Origin of the sequence: Nostoc sp. FACHB-280, assembly GCF_014697615.1 — a bacterium.
GTDB lineage: Bacteria > Cyanobacteriota > Cyanobacteriia > Cyanobacteriales > Nostocaceae > Nostoc_B.
On record NZ_JACJSD010000006.1, the window covers coordinates 116,805 to 134,368 of the forward strand.

11 protein-coding genes are annotated in these 17,564 nt (G+C 39.6%); 6 read left to right on the plus strand and 5 right to left on the minus strand.

The features are described 5' to 3' along the window. Positions 1-280: 280 nt before the first annotated feature. The 3 genes from H6G75_RS06450 to H6G75_RS06460 all read left to right on the plus strand — a co-directional run bounded on the left by H6G75_RS06450 (position 281) and on the right by H6G75_RS06460 (position 3,327). On the plus strand, positions 281-1,987 hold the full coding sequence (locus H6G75_RS06450; protein WP_190979126.1) for a CHASE2 domain-containing protein: 1,707 nt from the start codon (positions 281-283) through the stop codon (positions 1,985-1,987). Positions 1,988-1,992: 5 nt separating this feature from the next. After that, the gene (locus H6G75_RS06455) at positions 1,993-2,289 is read left to right on the plus strand and encodes a MarR family transcriptional regulator (RefSeq protein ID WP_190979127.1); all 297 of its coding nucleotides are present in this window, start codon (positions 1,993-1,995) and stop codon (positions 2,287-2,289) included. A gap of 276 nt (positions 2,290-2,565) precedes the next feature. Further along, on the plus strand, positions 2,566-3,327 hold the full coding sequence (locus tag H6G75_RS06460; protein ID WP_190979128.1) for a MinD/ParA family protein: 762 nt from the start codon (positions 2,566-2,568) through the stop codon (positions 3,325-3,327). Positions 3,328-3,575: 248 nt separating this feature from the next. Here H6G75_RS06460 and H6G75_RS32675 read toward each other — a convergent pair whose 3' ends face one another. Together H6G75_RS32675 and H6G75_RS06470 are read right to left on the minus strand one after the other, a co-directional pair. Continuing rightward, positions 3,576-7,061 carry a CHAT domain-containing protein gene (locus H6G75_RS32675; protein ID WP_199337734.1) on the minus strand — a complete coding sequence of 1,162 codons (3,486 nt, stop codon included), beginning with the start codon at positions 7,059-7,061 and terminating at the stop codon, positions 3,576-3,578. Between the two features lie 367 nt (positions 7,062-7,428). Next, complete coding sequence (locus tag H6G75_RS06470) at positions 7,429-12,093, minus strand: CHAT domain-containing protein (protein ID WP_190979129.1); 4,665 nt, start codon at positions 12,091-12,093, stop codon at positions 7,429-7,431. Between the two features lie 252 nt (positions 12,094-12,345). Between H6G75_RS06470 and H6G75_RS06475 the strand changes: the two genes are divergently transcribed. The 3 genes from H6G75_RS06475 to H6G75_RS06485 all read left to right on the plus strand — a co-directional run bounded on the left by H6G75_RS06475 (position 12,346) and on the right by H6G75_RS06485 (position 15,223). Beyond that, complete coding sequence (locus H6G75_RS06475; RefSeq protein ID WP_190979130.1) at positions 12,346-14,112, plus strand: tetratricopeptide repeat protein; 1,767 nt, start codon at positions 12,346-12,348, stop codon at positions 14,110-14,112. A gap of 269 nt (positions 14,113-14,381) precedes the next feature. Further along, on the plus strand, positions 14,382-14,681 hold the full coding sequence (locus H6G75_RS06480; protein ID WP_190979131.1) for a hypothetical protein: 300 nt from the start codon (positions 14,382-14,384) through the stop codon (positions 14,679-14,681). A 272-nt stretch (positions 14,682-14,953) separates the two neighbouring features. Beyond that, positions 14,954-15,223 (plus strand): hypothetical protein, encoded by a 270-nt coding sequence (locus tag H6G75_RS06485; RefSeq protein ID WP_190979132.1) that lies wholly within the window; start codon positions 14,954-14,956, stop codon positions 15,221-15,223. 250 nt (positions 15,224-15,473) lie between these two features. Here H6G75_RS06485 and H6G75_RS06490 read toward each other — a convergent pair whose 3' ends face one another. From H6G75_RS06490 to H6G75_RS06500, 3 genes are all read right to left on the minus strand, one after another. After that, on the minus strand, positions 15,474-16,007 hold the full coding sequence (locus H6G75_RS06490) for a DUF1634 domain-containing protein (protein WP_190979133.1): 534 nt from the start codon (positions 16,005-16,007) through the stop codon (positions 15,474-15,476). Position 16,008: 1 nt separating this feature from the next. Beyond that, on the minus strand, positions 16,009-16,845 hold the full coding sequence (locus H6G75_RS06495; RefSeq protein ID WP_190979134.1) for a sulfite exporter TauE/SafE family protein: 837 nt from the start codon (positions 16,843-16,845) through the stop codon (positions 16,009-16,011). A 73-nt stretch (positions 16,846-16,918) separates the two neighbouring features. Beyond that, positions 16,919-17,554: a cadmium resistance transporter gene (locus H6G75_RS06500; RefSeq protein ID WP_190979135.1), complete on the minus strand. Its 636-nt coding sequence runs from the start codon at positions 17,552-17,554 to the stop codon at positions 16,919-16,921. Between the last annotated feature and the right edge of the window lie 10 nt (positions 17,555-17,564).

The window sequence follows — 17,564 nt, forward strand, 5'->3', positions numbered from 1 at the left end:
AGCCTCAGTAAAAACACTATAGCACTCCTTAATCATTCATAAATTAAAGAGATGCCCAGATTCTTGGAGAAATTCAGGGAGCTAAATCTATTGTTTATTTCAAATCAATTTCATTGAGAAATATTAAACAACCAATGACAGAGTGAAGAAAAACAGGTAATTTGGACGCACATTAGCAAAATATTAGTTACAGCAAACAATTATCACCTCCAAATTTCTTGGGGAAACAAGCTATTTTTTAACATTTACACTTTAGTTAATTGATCAAGAGGTAACGCCAATGGTCGGTCAAAATTCCCAATTCCGCAATTTCCGTCAAACAGTTTTCACTATTGGCGGGACAGTGGTCGTCACTAGTGTAGCGATCGCAGGATTAATTTTGGGATTGCGAGAATTGGGTAGTTTGCAGGGGATGGAGTTAGCTGCATTTGATTGGTTAATGCGATCGCGTCCCGACGAAGGGGTAGACAATCGCTTTTTAATTGTGGGTGTGGATGATAACGATATTCAAACCCGCAAAGAATATCCCATTGAAGACGGCACAATGGCGCAGTTATTAACAAAACTCGCAGAACACGAACCGCGTGTGATTGGGATAGATATTTTGCGAGATGTGAAACAAGGCGCAGCCACAGGTCGTGCAGATTTAATGCAAATATTAGCAGACAACGAGAATATAGCGGCGGTTTGCGTTCTGAGTAAAGCCGATTCTCCTGGTATCGCCGCCGCACCTGGGATTCCTGAAGATAGAGTCGGGGTTGCAGATTTTCCTGTAGATGCTGGTGGTACAGTCCGCCAAGGGATGATTATTTCCGTTCCTAAAGCTTCCAAACTGCCCAAACCCAGCGAACATATCTGCAATATTGCTGATCCCGAAAACCAATTACCATCGCTGAGTTTTCAAATGGTGGTGCGTTACCTAGATGCTCAAGGGATTGAACCAGAACCAACAAAATCAGGGGAATTAAAATTTGGTTCCACTGTTCTTAAACGCCTAACACCAAAATCAGGCGGCTATCACAACATCGATACATCAGATTACCAAATACTACTTAACTACCGTTCTGCTAAAAATGCCGTCAAGCAAGTTTCTCTCAGTGATGTTTTAGCTGATAAAGTTGATCCAGCCTTAATCAAAGACAAAATTGTGATGATTGGCTATACTGCCCAAATTGTCAAAGATACCTTTTACACACCATATAGTGCGGGTGCAGCCGATAGCCAAAAAATGCCAGGGGTAGTAGTTCACGCCCAAAATGCTAGTCAGATATTAAGTGCAGTTTTAGATAAACGACCTTTATTTTGGTATTGGAATGAATGGGAAGAAGGGTTGTGGATTTTTGCTTGGTCATTAGTTGGGGGATTTTTGGCTTGGCAAATTCGCAAACCTTGGCTGTTGATATTGGGTGGCGGTGTAGCGATCGCTGTATTATTAGGTAGTACTTATATCATCTTTATCCAAGCTGGTTGGATACCTTTAGTACCACCAGTTTTAGGTTTGTTAGGCAGTTCTGTTGCTGTGGTTTTAATAGACAGATATGCCGCCACAATTGTTAAAACAGTCAAAGGCTTTCTCAAAATTAATATTGACATTGACGAAAACAAAAAAAATCAAGAAGTAGCAGCAATTACCGAAAGTGATTACTTTTTAGAACTACAACAAAAAGCCAAAGATTTGCGGGGGCGAGATAATATTGAAGACTTCCCACCCACAATTTTACCTACTGTAAATAACTTAGAAACTAATCATCTGTTAGCTGACACCATCATTTCTCAACCTCCTAATTCTGCACCCACAGAAATAGATTATCTCCAGCAAGTACGCGACAGACGTAACCAAATTAATTCCCAAGAAACCTTACTACCTCACAACCCCAACAATAACTTAGAAATCACCACCACACCAACCACAATTGAAGAACCAGACGAACTAGAATATCTAGCAGATTTACAACGTCGTAGTAAAAAATTGAAAGAAAACAAATAATCATCATGAATTACCAAGAACCAACCCAATCATCTCCCCAAAATAGTCAACTAGATATCCTCGATTTACCAGACGAACAGCGACAACTAATAAATTGGATAACTCGCCAACAAAAAGTTACTTTAGCAGAAGTAGCAAGCCATTTGAATATTACTGAAGAACTAGCACAACAGCAACTAAAAACTTTAGTGACTCAAAGATTTATTCAAGAAGTAGATGATAGTGAATTAATCTACTATCAACCCTACTTTGGTGAAAAAAAGAAAAGTAAACTCAGTCAAAATATTTGGGATAAACTCTAAAATTATGTAAAAATTCTTACAACTATAGCAATTCTAAATGATTCCTGAAAAAAATTAGTATGTGTAGTGGCGTGGCAAGGCTAAAATAGGGCATAAAAATAACTCTTGTGGTGTGGGCATCCTGCCCGCACCGGACGGGCTAGAAGCCCATCCCACAAGAAATTTATCATGCAACATTTAAGGCTTGCCGCGCCACTACGTACTATCAAACCGGATTTTTATATTACTCTGCGCTCTCTGTGTCTCTGTGGTTCGCCTACAAAAATCACTTTCATCATGTCAAAAATTGTATCTATCCACTCCTTTCGCGGCGGTACAGGTAAATCAAACTCTACCGCTAACCTAGCCGGAATTGTTGCACGTTATGGTTATCGGGTTGGCATTGTTGATACAGATATTCAATCGCCAGGGATTCATGTTTTGTTTGGTTTTGATGAACAGAAAATGAAATATGCCTTGAATGATTATCTTTGGGGGCGCTGTAATATTGAAGAATCGGCATACGATGTTAGCTCAGTTTTAGGGCATTCAGCAAACAAAAAAGGACGAATTTATCTCATTCCTTCGAGTATTAAAGCTAGAGATATCACCAAAGTCTTGCGGGAAGGATTTGATTTTAATTTACTTAACGAAGGCTTTCAAAAATTACTAACTGCTTTACAACTAGATTACCTCTTCATTGACACTCACCCAGGACTCAACGAAGAAACCTTACTTTCTATTGCTATTTCTGATATTTTAGTTTTAATTTTGCGTCCTGATCGCCAAGATTTTCAAGGTACAGCCGTCACCGTAGAAGTAGCCCGTAAACTGGAAGTACCAAATATGTTGTTGTTAATTAATAAAGCACTTCCAGCTTTAGATTTTGATGCTCTCAAACAACAAGTCGAAAAAATCTACAACGCACCAGTAGCCGGAATTTTACCCCTAGCAGAAGAATTAATTCAACTAGCCAGTAGTGATTTATTCTGCTTACGTCATCCAGAACATCCCTTGAGTCAAGTTATGGATAAAGTCGCACGGATGATTATGCAGTAAATGGAATGGGTGTAAGGTGTGGGAGGGGTGGGAGCTTACATCTTGCACCTAGCCTTGGCGAATGGAATTCGCGGCTAAACAAACGAAGTCCGCCTGCGCGGACTAATGAAAAATCAAGGTTTTGAAACCCGCGCAGGCGGGTTTTGCCTGTGTAGCCGCGACTTCAGTCGCCTGGTGCAAGATATGTGTGAGGATAGTGAAGAAATCTTTCCCCCCCTCTCTCCCCACACTCCCCACTCCCCATATCATTACCAAGGATTTCCAATCATCGTAAAAGCCGCCCAAAAATAGGGATGCGTCAACATTCTGTCGCCCATTTCTAGTAAAACTGGTGGTAAAGGAACATAACCACGCGCAGTCCGCAGCCTACCCATTTCTATTCGCACTTGCCCTTTCAGCATAGCAACTTGCGATCGCCGCAGGGCTTCGGCTTTGATAGGTGCTATTTTCAACTTCTCATAAAATTGGGTCATTAATCCCAGTGTTCCTTCATCGGAAACATACCATAAACTTGCCAATGCAGATTTTGTACCAGCTTGCACCGCAAAACCAGCAAAACCTAATTCTGCATCTTCATTACCCAAGGCTGTACGACAAGCACTCAGCACCACCAATTCCACTGGTGGGTGATTCCAACCCAATTGGCGAATCTGATCCATTTTTAATTGGGTGTCCCACAATTGAATATAAGAGTTACTCGGCGCACCGGAATTAAATTCGCCGTGAGTTGCTAGGTGAACAATCCCAAAGGCTGTTTGCTGTCGCTGGGCTTTTAGATTTGTTAAGGTGAAGGCTTCATTTAAAAAGGCTTTACCAGGCCACAGTTTTTGCGTGATAGTAGTTAATTCTGAAGGTACAGATGGTAGGGGATCTTGATTCATAAATTGAGATGCACCCATCCCCAAAACTTCTGCTGTTTTAATATCAACGTATGTGGTATCTGTCAGGCTCAAACTTGGCATTAAGCCAACACTATAGTTTTCAATAAGATACTGTTGACCATCATAAAGCGCCGCTATGGGCATAGTTCGCAAGCCTGCATCCACAATAAACACTAAATTGTTAATTTCTCGTGCTTGTAGATTAGATTTTAGGGGTGCAATCAGCCAGTTATATAGTTTTTGAGACGGAGTAAGATAGCTGTGTGACAAACTTGGTTGTGTGATATTGTTGGTAAACTGTTGACTCACAGCTAAAACTTGCGATCGCGTCACATCAATTACTTTCCGAATCGGTTCACCTTTACCCGTCACTACGACTAACTCTAAAACATCATCAGCTTGAGGCATGAGTTTTTGTTCTGGTAAAACACTCCGCTTGAGTGTTTTCGGCACAAACGAAACGTAAATCAATGCAGGTTTTACACCTGTGGCAGCTTCAATGTTGACTAACATTTCACTAGCTTCTTTAATACCTTTAATTGGCGGTGTACCTGTACCTAAATATTGGGCAAACTGGTTAGTAAATCTAGCATCAATTTTAGATATCTCTTTATCTACATCTACATTTAGCAAAGACTGATCTTTTTCTAAAATTGGAATACTAGCTGTTTTCTTATCTTCTGTATCAGAATCATCTACATTAGTTAGGTCTATATTTAGCGGATTATTTGTTTCGGGATTAAAAGGATTATTTGGCTCTCCAGGAGGAGGATTATTTGTTCCAGGATTAGGCGCGGGATTATCTGTTCCAGGATTATCGGGATTAGGTGTGGGAATAATTATTGGTTGTCGCGTGATATTAACATTGATTGATTGTGGTGCAGATTCCGAAACACCATCACTCACTTTAATGGTAAAAGCTGGTACTCGACCGACAGAACCTCTTTGTGGTGTATAAACTAAAACTGTATCTGGATTTAGAATAGTTTCTTGTGTAACGGGTGTTCCATCCTGCAAGTTTAAAGAACCAGATAATATCTCATCTACAAATATTTGGCTGACATCATTATTAACATCATGAGTATTAATATTTAATGAACCAAAAGTAAATGTAACAGGACGATTTTGGCGAGTATCTGGTAAATTATAATTACCTGTTAAAGTCGGTGTGGTATTAACAGAAATAATAGAAATTAAACCAGGCGTACCTTCTGCTTGTCCACCCAGTGGCAGTACAGGAAAAGTGTGAATTGGTGATGTCGGCGTAATTTGGGAATCGTCGCTATCTATGATGTTTGCAACAGTTGGATTTTGATTAAGAAAACTAAGTTGACTGACGTTAATAGCTGCTTTTGTCCCATTCAAGTTAGCATCACCCACCACAAATGGCACATTATTTACGCCACCGTTATGTTGAATAGTGACAGAACCGGGTTGCGTAAATGCACTAGTCAAAATCGAATTTACTGTAGGCTGACCATTATCAAAAATTTCTCCTACTACCCTGACAGTGCCATTAGCTAAAAGATTAACATTACCACCTTGAGCAAGTGGGGGTGTATCAGGCAACGAAATACCAGCTTGAGGTGGAAGATTTGCAGTGAGAAACTCAATTTGTCCAACATCAATACTGCTCGCACTTGTATTGATACTGCCCACAGTAATGTTAGCACCAGCCCTTAAATTTACTGCGCCTGCATTAGCAATACCCAAAATTAAATCTGCGGAAGTATCAATATTATTAGTTGTAATATTACCGCCTGCTGTTAAATTAACTGCGCCTGCCGTAGCACTTTCAAAACGACTGAAGGCTGAAGCATCAATATTATTAGTTGTAATATTACCGCCTGCTGTTATGTTAACTGTGCCGGACTGACCATTAAATCTATCAGCAGTAATGATATTTTGAGTTATAACAACATCACCATTGCTAACAGTTAAACCAGAACCAGTTAACTTCACCTCACCATTATCGACAACTAAATTAGTGGCATTGCCACCACCACCACCAGTTAATAATGCCGCTAAATCATTCGATGGCAAATTATTATTAGTTGCATTTAACGGTTGAATTTCCAAACTCAAAGGATTTCCCGCCAAACTGACTTTGAGTAAACTACTTCCCGGTACAGATGCAATTGTGACGTTACCCCCTGGAGCAGATAAACTGCCTGTACTTACCACTGTGCCAGCAAATAAACTTAAATTATTCCCTGATGGTACAGCTAAATTACCTTGGTTGAAAATTGCACTAGCAACACTACTATCAAAGGCGAAACTATTAGGTGTGCCGATGAGTTGACTGTAGTTGTTTGTGCCAACCGCATTTAACCAGTTATTATTCCCAAAACCAAGACGAGTGGCTGTAGTAGCTGTAAAGGATGCTGGCACGTTTAAACTGGCATTTTGTCCAAAGATAATGCCTGCGGGGTTGATTAAATATAAGTTGGAATTGCCTCCTGTGACGCGAATTATGCCGTTAATGATGGATGCGTCTCCACCTGTGACTCTACCTAAGATGTTTTGGATGGATGGTTGGGATAAAAAGTTGGCTGTTTGGTTGGCATCGAGTCCAAATTTGCTGAAGCTATGGAAGAGGTTGGCTTTGTCGCTGCTGAGGCTTCCACCACTAATATTGATGTTGTTGCCTTGGGTGTTAACTGTTGTGCCTGTGCCATCATTTGCGGGGGTGATGTTTTGGGCGATCGCTGTTTTAGGTGTTAGATATAATCCTAAAATGATGCTAGTAACGGTTAATATTGTGGCTTTACCTAAAGCTAGTTGAAATGCCGACTGATGTTGTTGAAAAATTATTGAAAAGTTGATTGTAATTCTATTAAATTTCCTGTTCAAAAAAAAATTGATAACATATTTATTTTGAGTAATAACTCGATTTAAGCTTTAACTTTTGTGGTTTAAATTATACACACTTAAGTATATACTTAATCAGTTTGTTTAAGTCAAAAATTGCAGAAAATCAATAAAATATTTACCTTTATGTGAAGAAATCCTAGAATGTAGGAATTTCCAAATTGGGGAGGAATTCAGAATTAATTAGTCGGACTTGATATTACGCACAAAGTTTGACTGTGGCAACTGAGTGAAGGACTGTAAAGGTGTAAGGGTCTTGAACATTTAGACACTTATACTCCTTTACACTCCCTCAAGCCCTTAGTTTTCCAAATGAATATTTAAGTCCTAACAGTATGAATGCTGTGATCTACCAAGGATTACCAATCATGGTAAAAGCTGACCAGAAATAGGGATGAGTTAGGCTTTTGTCGCCGAGTTCTAGTAAGACTGGTGGTAGTGGTAAATCACCATGAGAAGTTTTGAGTTTACCGTTTTCTAGGCGTACTTCTCCTTTAATCATGGCTATTTGTGCTTGTCGGAGGGCTTCCGCTTTAATCGGGGCTTGTTTTAACTTTTCATAAAATTCGGTCATTAAGCTGAATGTGCCTTCATCGGAGACATACCATAAACTGGCTAATGCAGACTTAGCACCAGCTTGCACAGCAAACCCAGCAAAACCTAATTCTGCATCTTCATCACCTAAAGCTGTACGACAAGCACTGAGTACTACTAGTTCTACAGGGGGGTTATTCCAACCAAGTTGACGCATTTGATCCATTCTTAGTTGACTATCCCACAATTGAATATACGAGTTACCGGGCGCACCTTTTCTAAATTCACCGTGGGTGGCGAGGTGAACAATTCCGTAGGGTATTTGTTGTCTTTGGGCTTTAAGATTTTTTAAAGTGAAGGCTTCGTTTAAAAAGGCTTTACCTTGCCAAAGTTTTTGAGTGATGGTGTTTAATTCTGTGGGGACTGCTGGTAGTGGGTCGAGGTTGGTGAATTGTGATGCGCCCATACCCAAAACTTGCGCTTTTTTAATGTCTACATATTGAGTATTAGTTAAGCTGAGGCTGGGCATTAAACCCACACTATAACGTTCAACTAAGTATTGTTTACCATCATAAAGTGCTGCTACGGGCATAGCGCGTAACCCTGTATCCATGAGAAAAACTAAGTTATTAATTTCTCTGGTTTTGAAGTTAGATTCAAGGGGGGCAATCAACCAATTGTATAGTTGTTGCGCTGGTTTGATATAAGTGCGCCGCAGGGCGGGGTCGGTAACTGCACTAGTTAATTGGCGGCTGGCGGCGATAACTTGCGATCGCGTTACATTTGGAAATACTTGCCGAATGGGTTCACCTTTAGCTGTCACCACTACTAATTCTAAAATGTCGTTATCTTTAGAGAGAATGGGTAATTGAGCCGTTTCTTTAATACTTGCCGGGACAAATGAAACGTAAATTAAGGCAGGTTTAGCACCGGTAGAAGTTTCAATTTTAGTGAGAATATCTTGCGCATCAGTGATACTTTTAATTGCTGGTTTACCTTCTCCCAAGTAACTTCCAACCTTATCAGTAAACTTTTCATCTGGAAGGAAATCGGGATCAGTGGGCAAATTTTTTGGAGGTTCTGGAGGTTGTGGAGGTGTTATACACAGAATAGTACATTGTGGTGGCGTAACAGTAATATTTACTTGTTGAGGCGCAGACTGAGAAACAACATCACTAGCTCTAACGGTAAAAGCTGGAATTTCACCACTGGCTCCTGATGGTGGTGTATATACTAAAACCGTACTAGAAGTTAATACACTACCAGATGTAACTGGTGTACCATCTTGAAATGTCAGCGTGCCAGATGAAATTGCATCAAAAATTACAGTGATGTTGTCATTATTGACATCACTAGTAATCGGATTTAAAGACCCAAATGTGAAAGTTATCGGTTGATCTAGATCTGTGGAAAACAGTGAATTGATTGTAATCGTTGGTGGTGTGTTGATGGAAGTAAAATTAGCACCGTTACCTGTATCTGTTACTGTGCCACCATTTGGTAAAACTGGAAATGAAGTAACAGCTGTTGACGTATCATTTCTGACAATATTTCCAAATGTTCCATTAGTAGCGGAATTGCCTACAATAAATGGGACGTTATTTGGCCCGCCATCATGTTGGATTGTAATTGAGCCTGATTGAGTGGAACCAGTAGTATTAATTGTATCTGTACCAACACCTTCTACCGAAATCACGCCTATACCCCGAACTAACCCATAAGCTAAAACATTGACATCTCCAGCTATGGCAGTGCCTTCTCCGCCAAAATTCAAACTTTGAGTATCTATGCTACTAAAAGTAATATTGCGACCAAATGTACCGCTAGTTCCGGCTTGGAGTGTGACTGCACCGGCAACAACATCTCCAAAACCTTCGGCAGATGTGTCAATATCACCTGTGGTAATACTATTTCCGGCTGTAAGATTTACTTGACCTGCTGTACCACTATCTTCGTTGCCAAATGATGTGTCAATATCACCTGTGGTAATGCTACCTCCGGCGGTTAAAGTTACAGCACCACTGTTGCCAAGACTAGTAGTGGTAATATCGCTGGTGTTAATATCGCCTCCGGCTGTCAGTTCGACTCTACCGCTAATGTTATTTTCATTGTCTGGGCTAGTGATATCTTGAGTCGTAATATTACCAGTAGCACTAATAATGACAGGGCCACCATAGTTACTAAAAAAAATATCACCTGTGACATTCACATTACCTGGTGAAGAGGTGCTGCCTGATGATGTGAATAAATCTCCACTGGTAATAAAACTAGAGGGATTACCAGTAGTAACTTCTTGTAAACTGCTGACACCTGCTCGTAAAATCAAAGCTGGCTGACTACTCAAAATTTGACCATCAGCAGTAGTACTAGAAAGGGCAGTATCTTCACCATTAATTATAATTTCGCCAGTCGTAATACTCCCACGGGATTCTACCTTTAAAGATGGCCCATTATAGTTACCAAAGGTAACATCTTGGTTAGAACTAAAAATTGGGTCAACTAAACTAATAAAGTTTGCCCCTTGCTGCTGAGAATTGAGAATTGAAAATTTACCACCACTAGCAAAGTGTGCGTCTAAAGAAATCTTGCCATCACTAACTAAGGTGAGATTACCGCCACTGATAAAAGTTGTTTGCTGTAAGTGATTAATCGCAAAAATATCAATACCTTGATTGCCTTGGAGAGTCAGGTTATTACCAGCAGTAGCCGCGAAATTTCTAGCGACACTATCACGGACTCTGACTGTATCTTTCGCTAGTAAATTTAAGTTATTTGTGGCAGTAAGTTGACTTTCTGGTAGTGTTAAATTCTGGTTAGCAGCGATGGTGACATTTTTCCCAGATGCTTGATTAACGACAACATCACCATTGCTAACAGTCAAACCAGAACCAGTTAACTTCACCTCACCATTATCGACAACTAAATTAGTGGCATTGCCGCCACCACCACCAGTTAATAACGCTGCTAAATCATTCGACGGCAAATTATTATTAGTTGCATTTAACGGTTGAATTTCCAAACTCAAAGGATTTCCCGCCAAACTGACTTTGAGTAAACTACTTCCCGGTACAGATGCAATTGTGACGTTACCCCCTGGAGCAGATAAACTGCCTGTACTTACCACTGTGCCAGCAAATAAACTTAAATTATTCCCTGATGGTACAGCTAAATTACCTTGGTTGAAAATTGCACTAGCAACACTACTATCAAAAGCAAAACTATTAGGTGTGCCGATAAGTTGACTGTAGTTGTTTGTGCCAACCGCATTTAACCAGTTATTATTCCCAAAACCAAGACGAGTGGCTGTAGTAGCTGTAAAGGATGCTGGCACGTTTAAACTGGCATTTTGTCCAAAGATAATGCCTGCGGGGTTGATTAAATATAAGTTGGAATTGCCTCCTGTGACGCGAATTATGCCGTTAATGATGGATGCGTCTCCACCTGTGACTCTGCCTAAGATGTTTTGGATGGATGGTTGGGATAAGAAGTTGGCTGTTTGGTTGGCATCGAGTCCAAATTTGCTGAAGCTATGGAAGAGGTTGGCTTTGTCGCTGCTGAGGCTTCCACCACTAATATTGATGTTGTTGCCTTGGGTGTTAACTGTTGTGCCTGTGCCATCATTTGCGGGGGTAATGTTTTGGGCTATGGCTGTTGTGGGTATGAGACAAAACAACAATGCAATGTTGCTGAGTGCTAATGTTTGTTTTTTAGCTTTGGTAGTAGCGGGGAAATTTATCTTGCTACCAGGAATGAGGGCTTTCTTTTGGAAGCTAGGTTGAATTTGCTGTCGGCGTTTTTTTGCCTTGACAATTGCAAGTTGGGAGTTCTTGATTTGCTCTTGTCTGCGTTGCCGGGATAAGGTTTCAGGATGGGTGCGGTAGTAGTATAGGGGCTGATAGATATGCTCTACTTCGGCAACTTCTGAAAGTCGCAGACACAAATCATAATCTTCTGCTGTTGCCAGTGATTCGTCAATTCCTCCGGCTAATTCCAACACCTCACGGCGAATTAGGCGGAAATGAAATGTCATGAACCGATGTAACAGTTCTTCACTGCTATAAGGTACCAGGCAACGATAGCCATAACTAAGAATTGTATTGTTTTCATCAATGTCTAAATAGTCGGTGTAAACCCAGCCAAAATTGGGTTTAGCATCTAATACTGCTGCGGTTTGGGCTAGTGCGGTGGGGGCGAGTAAATCATCACTATCTAGCCAACCAATATATTTACCACGAGTTGCAGCGATCGCACCTTTTAAAGCTTTGGCTACTCCCAGATTATCTTGGCTGGCTATTACCCGCACGCGGCGATCGCGCTGTTCATATTCACGGGCAATGGCTAGGCTATTATCTGTAGAACCATCATCCCAAATCAGCAGTTCAAAGTCTGGGCGAGTTTGCGATAAAACACTTTCTATAGCTAATTTGAGATAATTGGCGCGGTTGTAAACTGTGATGATGATAGAAATTACTGGCTGCATAAAAATTAGATTTTTTTAATTTATTTATTGAGAGTTTAAAATTTTTAGTTATCTTTTGGAACAATAGAATATAGATTAACTTATTAAGTTGCCAATAATTTATAAAAGTTTGCAGTTTCTTCCAGTTAAAGATGTTAATTTTTGCGAATGTTTGCAAAATTAATTTGTTCTAGATGTGTTTGCTAAAGTTGATGCGGACTGCCATTGATTATTGTCAGAAACGTTAAATATTATTGACAAAGTTTAAAAAATATGAGACATTTTTATGCTATTCAGCCAATACGAAAACAAGCTATTAATAACTGGTTAGGTAAAGCAGTCAAATCCAGCAGTATTGTTGGAGGACTAACCGCAGTTTTTTTCTTAGCAAGTTCGTTAGTGCCAACAAGTTTGTTTGCTGAAGAAAAATTAGAAATTAAAGACTTTGACTATTGGGCAAATTTTTGTAAGTTGTTGGGAGAAGAAAAGAAATATGATGAAGCGATCGCCGCTTGTAATCAAGGTATTTCTATCAAACCCGACGAACCAGAAATTTGGATTACCCGCACAGAAATTTTACTCAAGCAAGCCAAGTATAGTGAAGCGTTGGTGTCAGCCGATCGCACCTTACGCCTGCAACCAAAATATTCTTTAGCGTTGGCTCAAAGATGTGAAGCATTATTGAATTTAAACAAAACTGCTGAAGCGATTGCTGCTTGTGATTTAGCCTTGCGTTCTGATGGTAACTGGGGCAATCATACCGCAGTTTCAGCCTTGTATAACAGGGCTTTAGGCGAAAGTAAATTAGGGCAATTAGACGCAGCAATTACTTCCTATAACCGCGCCTTAGAAATTAATCCTGAGAATTCTTTAGCCTTGGTTGGGAATTGTCAAGCATTATCTAATTTAAACAGATTCAGCGAAGCGATCGCTGCTTGTGACGCAGCCATTAAAGTTAACAAAAATTGGGGTGATACGACACCTGCAATTGCTTGGTATACTAAAGGCTCGGCACAGAAAAAAAACGGTCAATTAGAAGAAGCGATCGCCTCCTTTGATCAAGCCGTAGCCATGAATCCCAAAGATGCAGATATTTGGTTAGAACATGGTAGAGCATTAGCAGCCATTAGTAAACCAGAACAAGCCGCAGTTTCTTATGAATTTGCTGTCAAATTAAGTCCTAATTATGCTTTGGCTTTAGCCAGTCAAAGTGCCAGCTTCAACAAATTAGGTAAATTTAAAGAAGCACAAGCAGCCGCCGAACAAGCACTGCAAGGTGATAGCCGTTGGGGTGATGTTAGTCCCGCCTTAGCTTGGCAAGAACGAGGAATCGCTTTAGCTGGATTAGGAAATTACGAAGAAGGATTAGCCTCAATCGAAAGAGCGATCGCCCTCAATCCCAACTATGCTGAAGCATGGAATAATCGTGCTGCAACTCAATGGTATTTAGGCAGATATTCTGATGCAATTGCGAGTAGCGATCGCGCCACCGAAATTAATCCCAAATATGCCCAAGCATGGTTTAATAAAGGCAGAATCCTTAAAACCTTAGACCGCTATTCTGCATCCCTAGCGGCTTATAATAAAGCCTTAGAAAATGTGGGCAAATTCACAGATCAATCACTCATAGCCAATATTTGGGCTAACCGCAGTGTAGTTTTATGGCATTTATCGAGAAATCAAGAAGCCTTAGTATCTGCCGATAGAGCGATCGGTATCAACCCTAATTTACCCCAAGCATGGTACAACCGAGGCATAGTTCTATTTAATTTAGCTCGATATGATGAGGCGATTAATGCTTATAACCAAGCTAGTACTCTAGCTCCTATGGATGCAAATATCTTAGCAGGTAAAGGCGTTGCCTTATTAAGATTGGGTAAATTAGAAGACGCTGATAAGACTTTTACTGCTACCTTACAACTTGATCCCAAAAATGCCTTAGCCTTAGCTAATCAACCCATCGCCCAACAAAAATTGCAAGCACAACAAGCACAACAAAAACCTAAATTACCAGTTGTACCAGATACTAAAGTGCGTTAGTCCTAATATTCAGTTTCAGTCTTCTAATTTGTACTAGTTCGTAGTGTTCAGATACCCGACTTATTCAATAGACATCTTGCATATAGCATTTATTAGTTGACTAAACGACAAATCTATCTGCGTTTAGCTGTGTTTATCTGCGGTTAATTATTTTTGTTTGTACCTCACTAGTTTAAGAAAGGCTGTAAATCAGATTATGTCCACTAAAAAGCGAATTTTCTGTAATCCCTCTGCTGCACAACTTTATAGTTTAAGGAATTGGATTGAATATGGTTTTAAAAAAGTTAAAAATGAACTGGGCTGATTTTCGCTTGACTAATTATGAAAGTATTGAACGTTGGTGGGAAATCATCTTTAGTGCTTACTTTTTCGTTAGCATTCAGGCTACTTACTTTCAGCTTTCTGAGCAATCGAACCTAACATCTACATCATTAGTATTCTCATCAAGTAACTCTAACATTTCTCAACATAGTCAACATTCCCACTGGGAATCAGGTACAACATGGAAGAGTGCCTTAAATAACCTGAGATTAATTATTCAAGCGTATATTTTTTACTGTTTAATTTAGCCTTGGCTTACAGTATTTAATATTCCTGGTATGAAACGTGGCTTTTTAAAATTAATCGACTTCATGAATGACTTTCGTGCTTCTCCTGTCAGTTTCCCTCTCGCCAGTTGAATCTCTTGTCATTTTTTATCTCCCTAAAGTAACAAAAGAGGGATCGGGGTATATTATACAGCCAGTAAAATTCTAACTTTTTTCAGTATTTATAACAGCAACTGCCATTAATTATGACTATAATAAATATATTTACATCAAGAGTAATAGACTAAATTAGAATGGCAAACTTAACTTTATCAAATATATTTCTAACTCTAGGAATTATTTTCTTAGTAATTTCTGTTTTAGGACAATCAAAATTAGGCTTTATTGAAATTAATCCAGGCTGTTTTGGTAGAGTGTTAGCTTTATTTCTTGGGGTTGCTAGTTTGGCTTTTGTATTATTAGGTGGTAATTTCTCGGTAGAAACTGTTGACTTGATTAGAAACTATTTAGCAAAGGCTATTCAACAAAATCTGCCGCAGCTTAATGAAATTTTAAACTCTTAATACCGTTTATGGATTAGTTTATGAGATACTGTAGAGACGTTGTATACAACGTCTCTACATGATATTAAATTATGCTCATCCTCATTGAAAATCATAAAAATTTGAGATACATCTTTTTTTAAAGATAGCATTAGGACTTACGCAGTAATATGAAAAACCAGGGTTTTTGGATGGTGAATGGGTGTAAGGTTATAGGTGTTCAAACCCCTTACACCTATTATTAAAAGACTATCTTTGTGCGTAATTTCTGTTAAAAATATGCGCCTACTAAACTATACGTTAAACTCGCTAATACCAACAGAGTTACCACTATATAAGTTGATTCTCTCTTGAGGATAAAAGCCAATAAAGAAATAATTACACGTAAAATAGGGGTAGCGATTAATAATAACAAACCTAATTGAATAATGCCTCGACGGCTACCTGCTAAAACTGCATTCATAACACCAGCAGGAGAACGGAACTCTGAGGGTTCACCGTGAAAAACTTGATATGTAGCAGGTTCAGAACCATGATGAATTAAATATAATATGCCACCGAACAAAACAACAGAACTAGCTATTAACACACCATACTTTAAAAGATTGCTGAGTATGTATTCTAATTGTTGCTCACTGGCTGTTTTACTGACTATCTGACTACTATTAATCTCGCTGCTATGGCGTTGTTCTTCTAATTGTTGAATATCTGAGTCTGGTTCTTCTGCTGGTAAGGTAATTGTTGCGACTTCCGTCTCTGCTGATGCTGATGATTGCCAACGAAAAATAGAATTAAACTCGTACATATTACAGCCCCCCTATTAGACTGTTGTAGACCATTTTAAAAGCCATTACCACCAGCACAAGACTGAAAATAATTCGCAAAATTTGTGTTTTAGCACCTATAAGCACTTTTGCTCCTAAAAAAGCACCCGGTAATACTCCTAACATTACAGGCATTGATAATCCCGGATCGATGTAACCTCTGGCTAAATAAACTCCGGCTGATGCGGCGGCGGTGACACCAATCATAAAATTGCTAGTAGTAGTAGAAACTTTAAAAGGTATACGCATGGCTTGATCCATTGCTAGTACCTTAAATGCACCTGAACCAATACCAAGTAATCCCGATAAAATTCCAGCAATGAACATGACACTAAACCCTGCTGGTACAGAATTAACTTGGTAAGACATCAAACCATCGGGAGTAGGGTAGGTTCCATTGAGGTTAAAATAATTGGCTAAAGGATCTGCGGGTTGCTCTTGAACAGTTTCAATTCTTGGTCGTTGCGAAAGATATGCTGAATAAATCAAGACGATCGCTAAGACGATTGTTAACATTTTTACAGAGACAAATACCGCAATCATCGCCCCAATAATTGCCCCAATTGTCGTAGCAACTTCCAAAAACATTCCTAAGCGCAAATTGGTGTAGCCTTTTTTGATATATGTCGAGGCTGCACCTAAAGAAGTTGCAATTACAGAAACCAAAGAAGCACCGACAGCGTAGCGAATATCTACACCAAAGACTGAAGTTAATAGGGGGACAATGACAACTCCACCACCCAAACCCGTTAACGCGCCGACAAAGCCAGCACTAAATGAACCAAGCCAAACCAGTAAAGAAAATTCGAGTATGTTCAAACCTCATACCTCTTATGATATAGGGAAATTCCCAGAGATTTTGCAGATGAGTCTACCAACTACCCTGTTGTCTTCAAGATAAATTTAGTAAAGTTAAACTGCCACTATCGATAACAATAAAAGCGCCTAGTCCCATCAATACAAAAGGCATAAAATTATTACCATAACGAGTTAATAAGTTAGCGATCGCAGTTTGGTTAGTTAATTGATTAGCTACGTAACACAAACATCCCACCAACGTAAAAAACACACCCAAAATTACTAATAAGCTTTCCCAAGTGGCGCTGGCGAATAAAGGTACATAAATACTGATATTGTCCGTACCATTGGCAAATGTCACCGCTGCTACACTGTAAGTCTGCAAATTGAATAATTTGGCTAATATAGTGTCTTGTGATGTTTCTGTTTGTGGTTCCACTGCTGCTGATTCATCTTCTGCTTGACTCAATAAGCACTTGATCCCAATAGCGATCGGAACTAAACCAAACAGCCCAATCCAAGGACGTGGTAGGATTAAGCCACCAAAAAAACCCGGCAGACTCGCCATTACCAGTGCTGTAAAACCCAGATACTGCCCGGCAATGATATGCCAACGGCGAAACCTGGCGTTAATCTGAGAAAAGAATAGCGTCAATATCACTAAATCGTCGATATTTGTGGCGCTAAAGGCAAATGCTCCGGTACTAATCGCAGTAACTAACCCGTTCATATCAATTTAG

What these genes read in the sequence shown, in the direction of transcription:
- H6G75_RS06450 (WP_190979126.1), top strand. Translation starts at nt 281, where the DNA reads ATGGTCGGTCAAAATTCCCAATTCCGCAATTTCCGTCAAACAGTTTTC.
- H6G75_RS06455 (WP_190979127.1), top strand. Translation starts at nt 1,993, where the DNA reads ATGAATTACCAAGAACCAACCCAATCATCTCCCCAAAATAGTCAACTA.
- H6G75_RS06460 (WP_190979128.1), top strand. Translation starts at nt 2,566, where the DNA reads ATGTCAAAAATTGTATCTATCCACTCCTTTCGCGGCGGTACAGGTAAA.
- H6G75_RS06470 (WP_190979129.1), bottom strand. Translation starts at nt 12,093, where the DNA reads ATGCAGCCAGTAATTTCTATCATCATCACAGTTTACAACCGCGCCAAT.
- H6G75_RS06475 (WP_190979130.1), top strand. Translation starts at nt 12,346, where the DNA reads ATGAGACATTTTTATGCTATTCAGCCAATACGAAAACAAGCTATTAAT.
- H6G75_RS06480 (WP_190979131.1), top strand. Translation starts at nt 14,382, where the DNA reads ATGGTTTTAAAAAAGTTAAAAATGAACTGGGCTGATTTTCGCTTGACT.
- H6G75_RS06485 (WP_190979132.1), top strand. Translation starts at nt 14,954, where the DNA reads ATGGCAAACTTAACTTTATCAAATATATTTCTAACTCTAGGAATTATT.
- H6G75_RS06490 (WP_190979133.1), bottom strand. Translation starts at nt 16,007, where the DNA reads ATGTACGAGTTTAATTCTATTTTTCGTTGGCAATCATCAGCATCAGCA.
- H6G75_RS06500 (WP_190979135.1), bottom strand. Translation starts at nt 17,554, where the DNA reads ATGAACGGGTTAGTTACTGCGATTAGTACCGGAGCATTTGCCTTTAGC.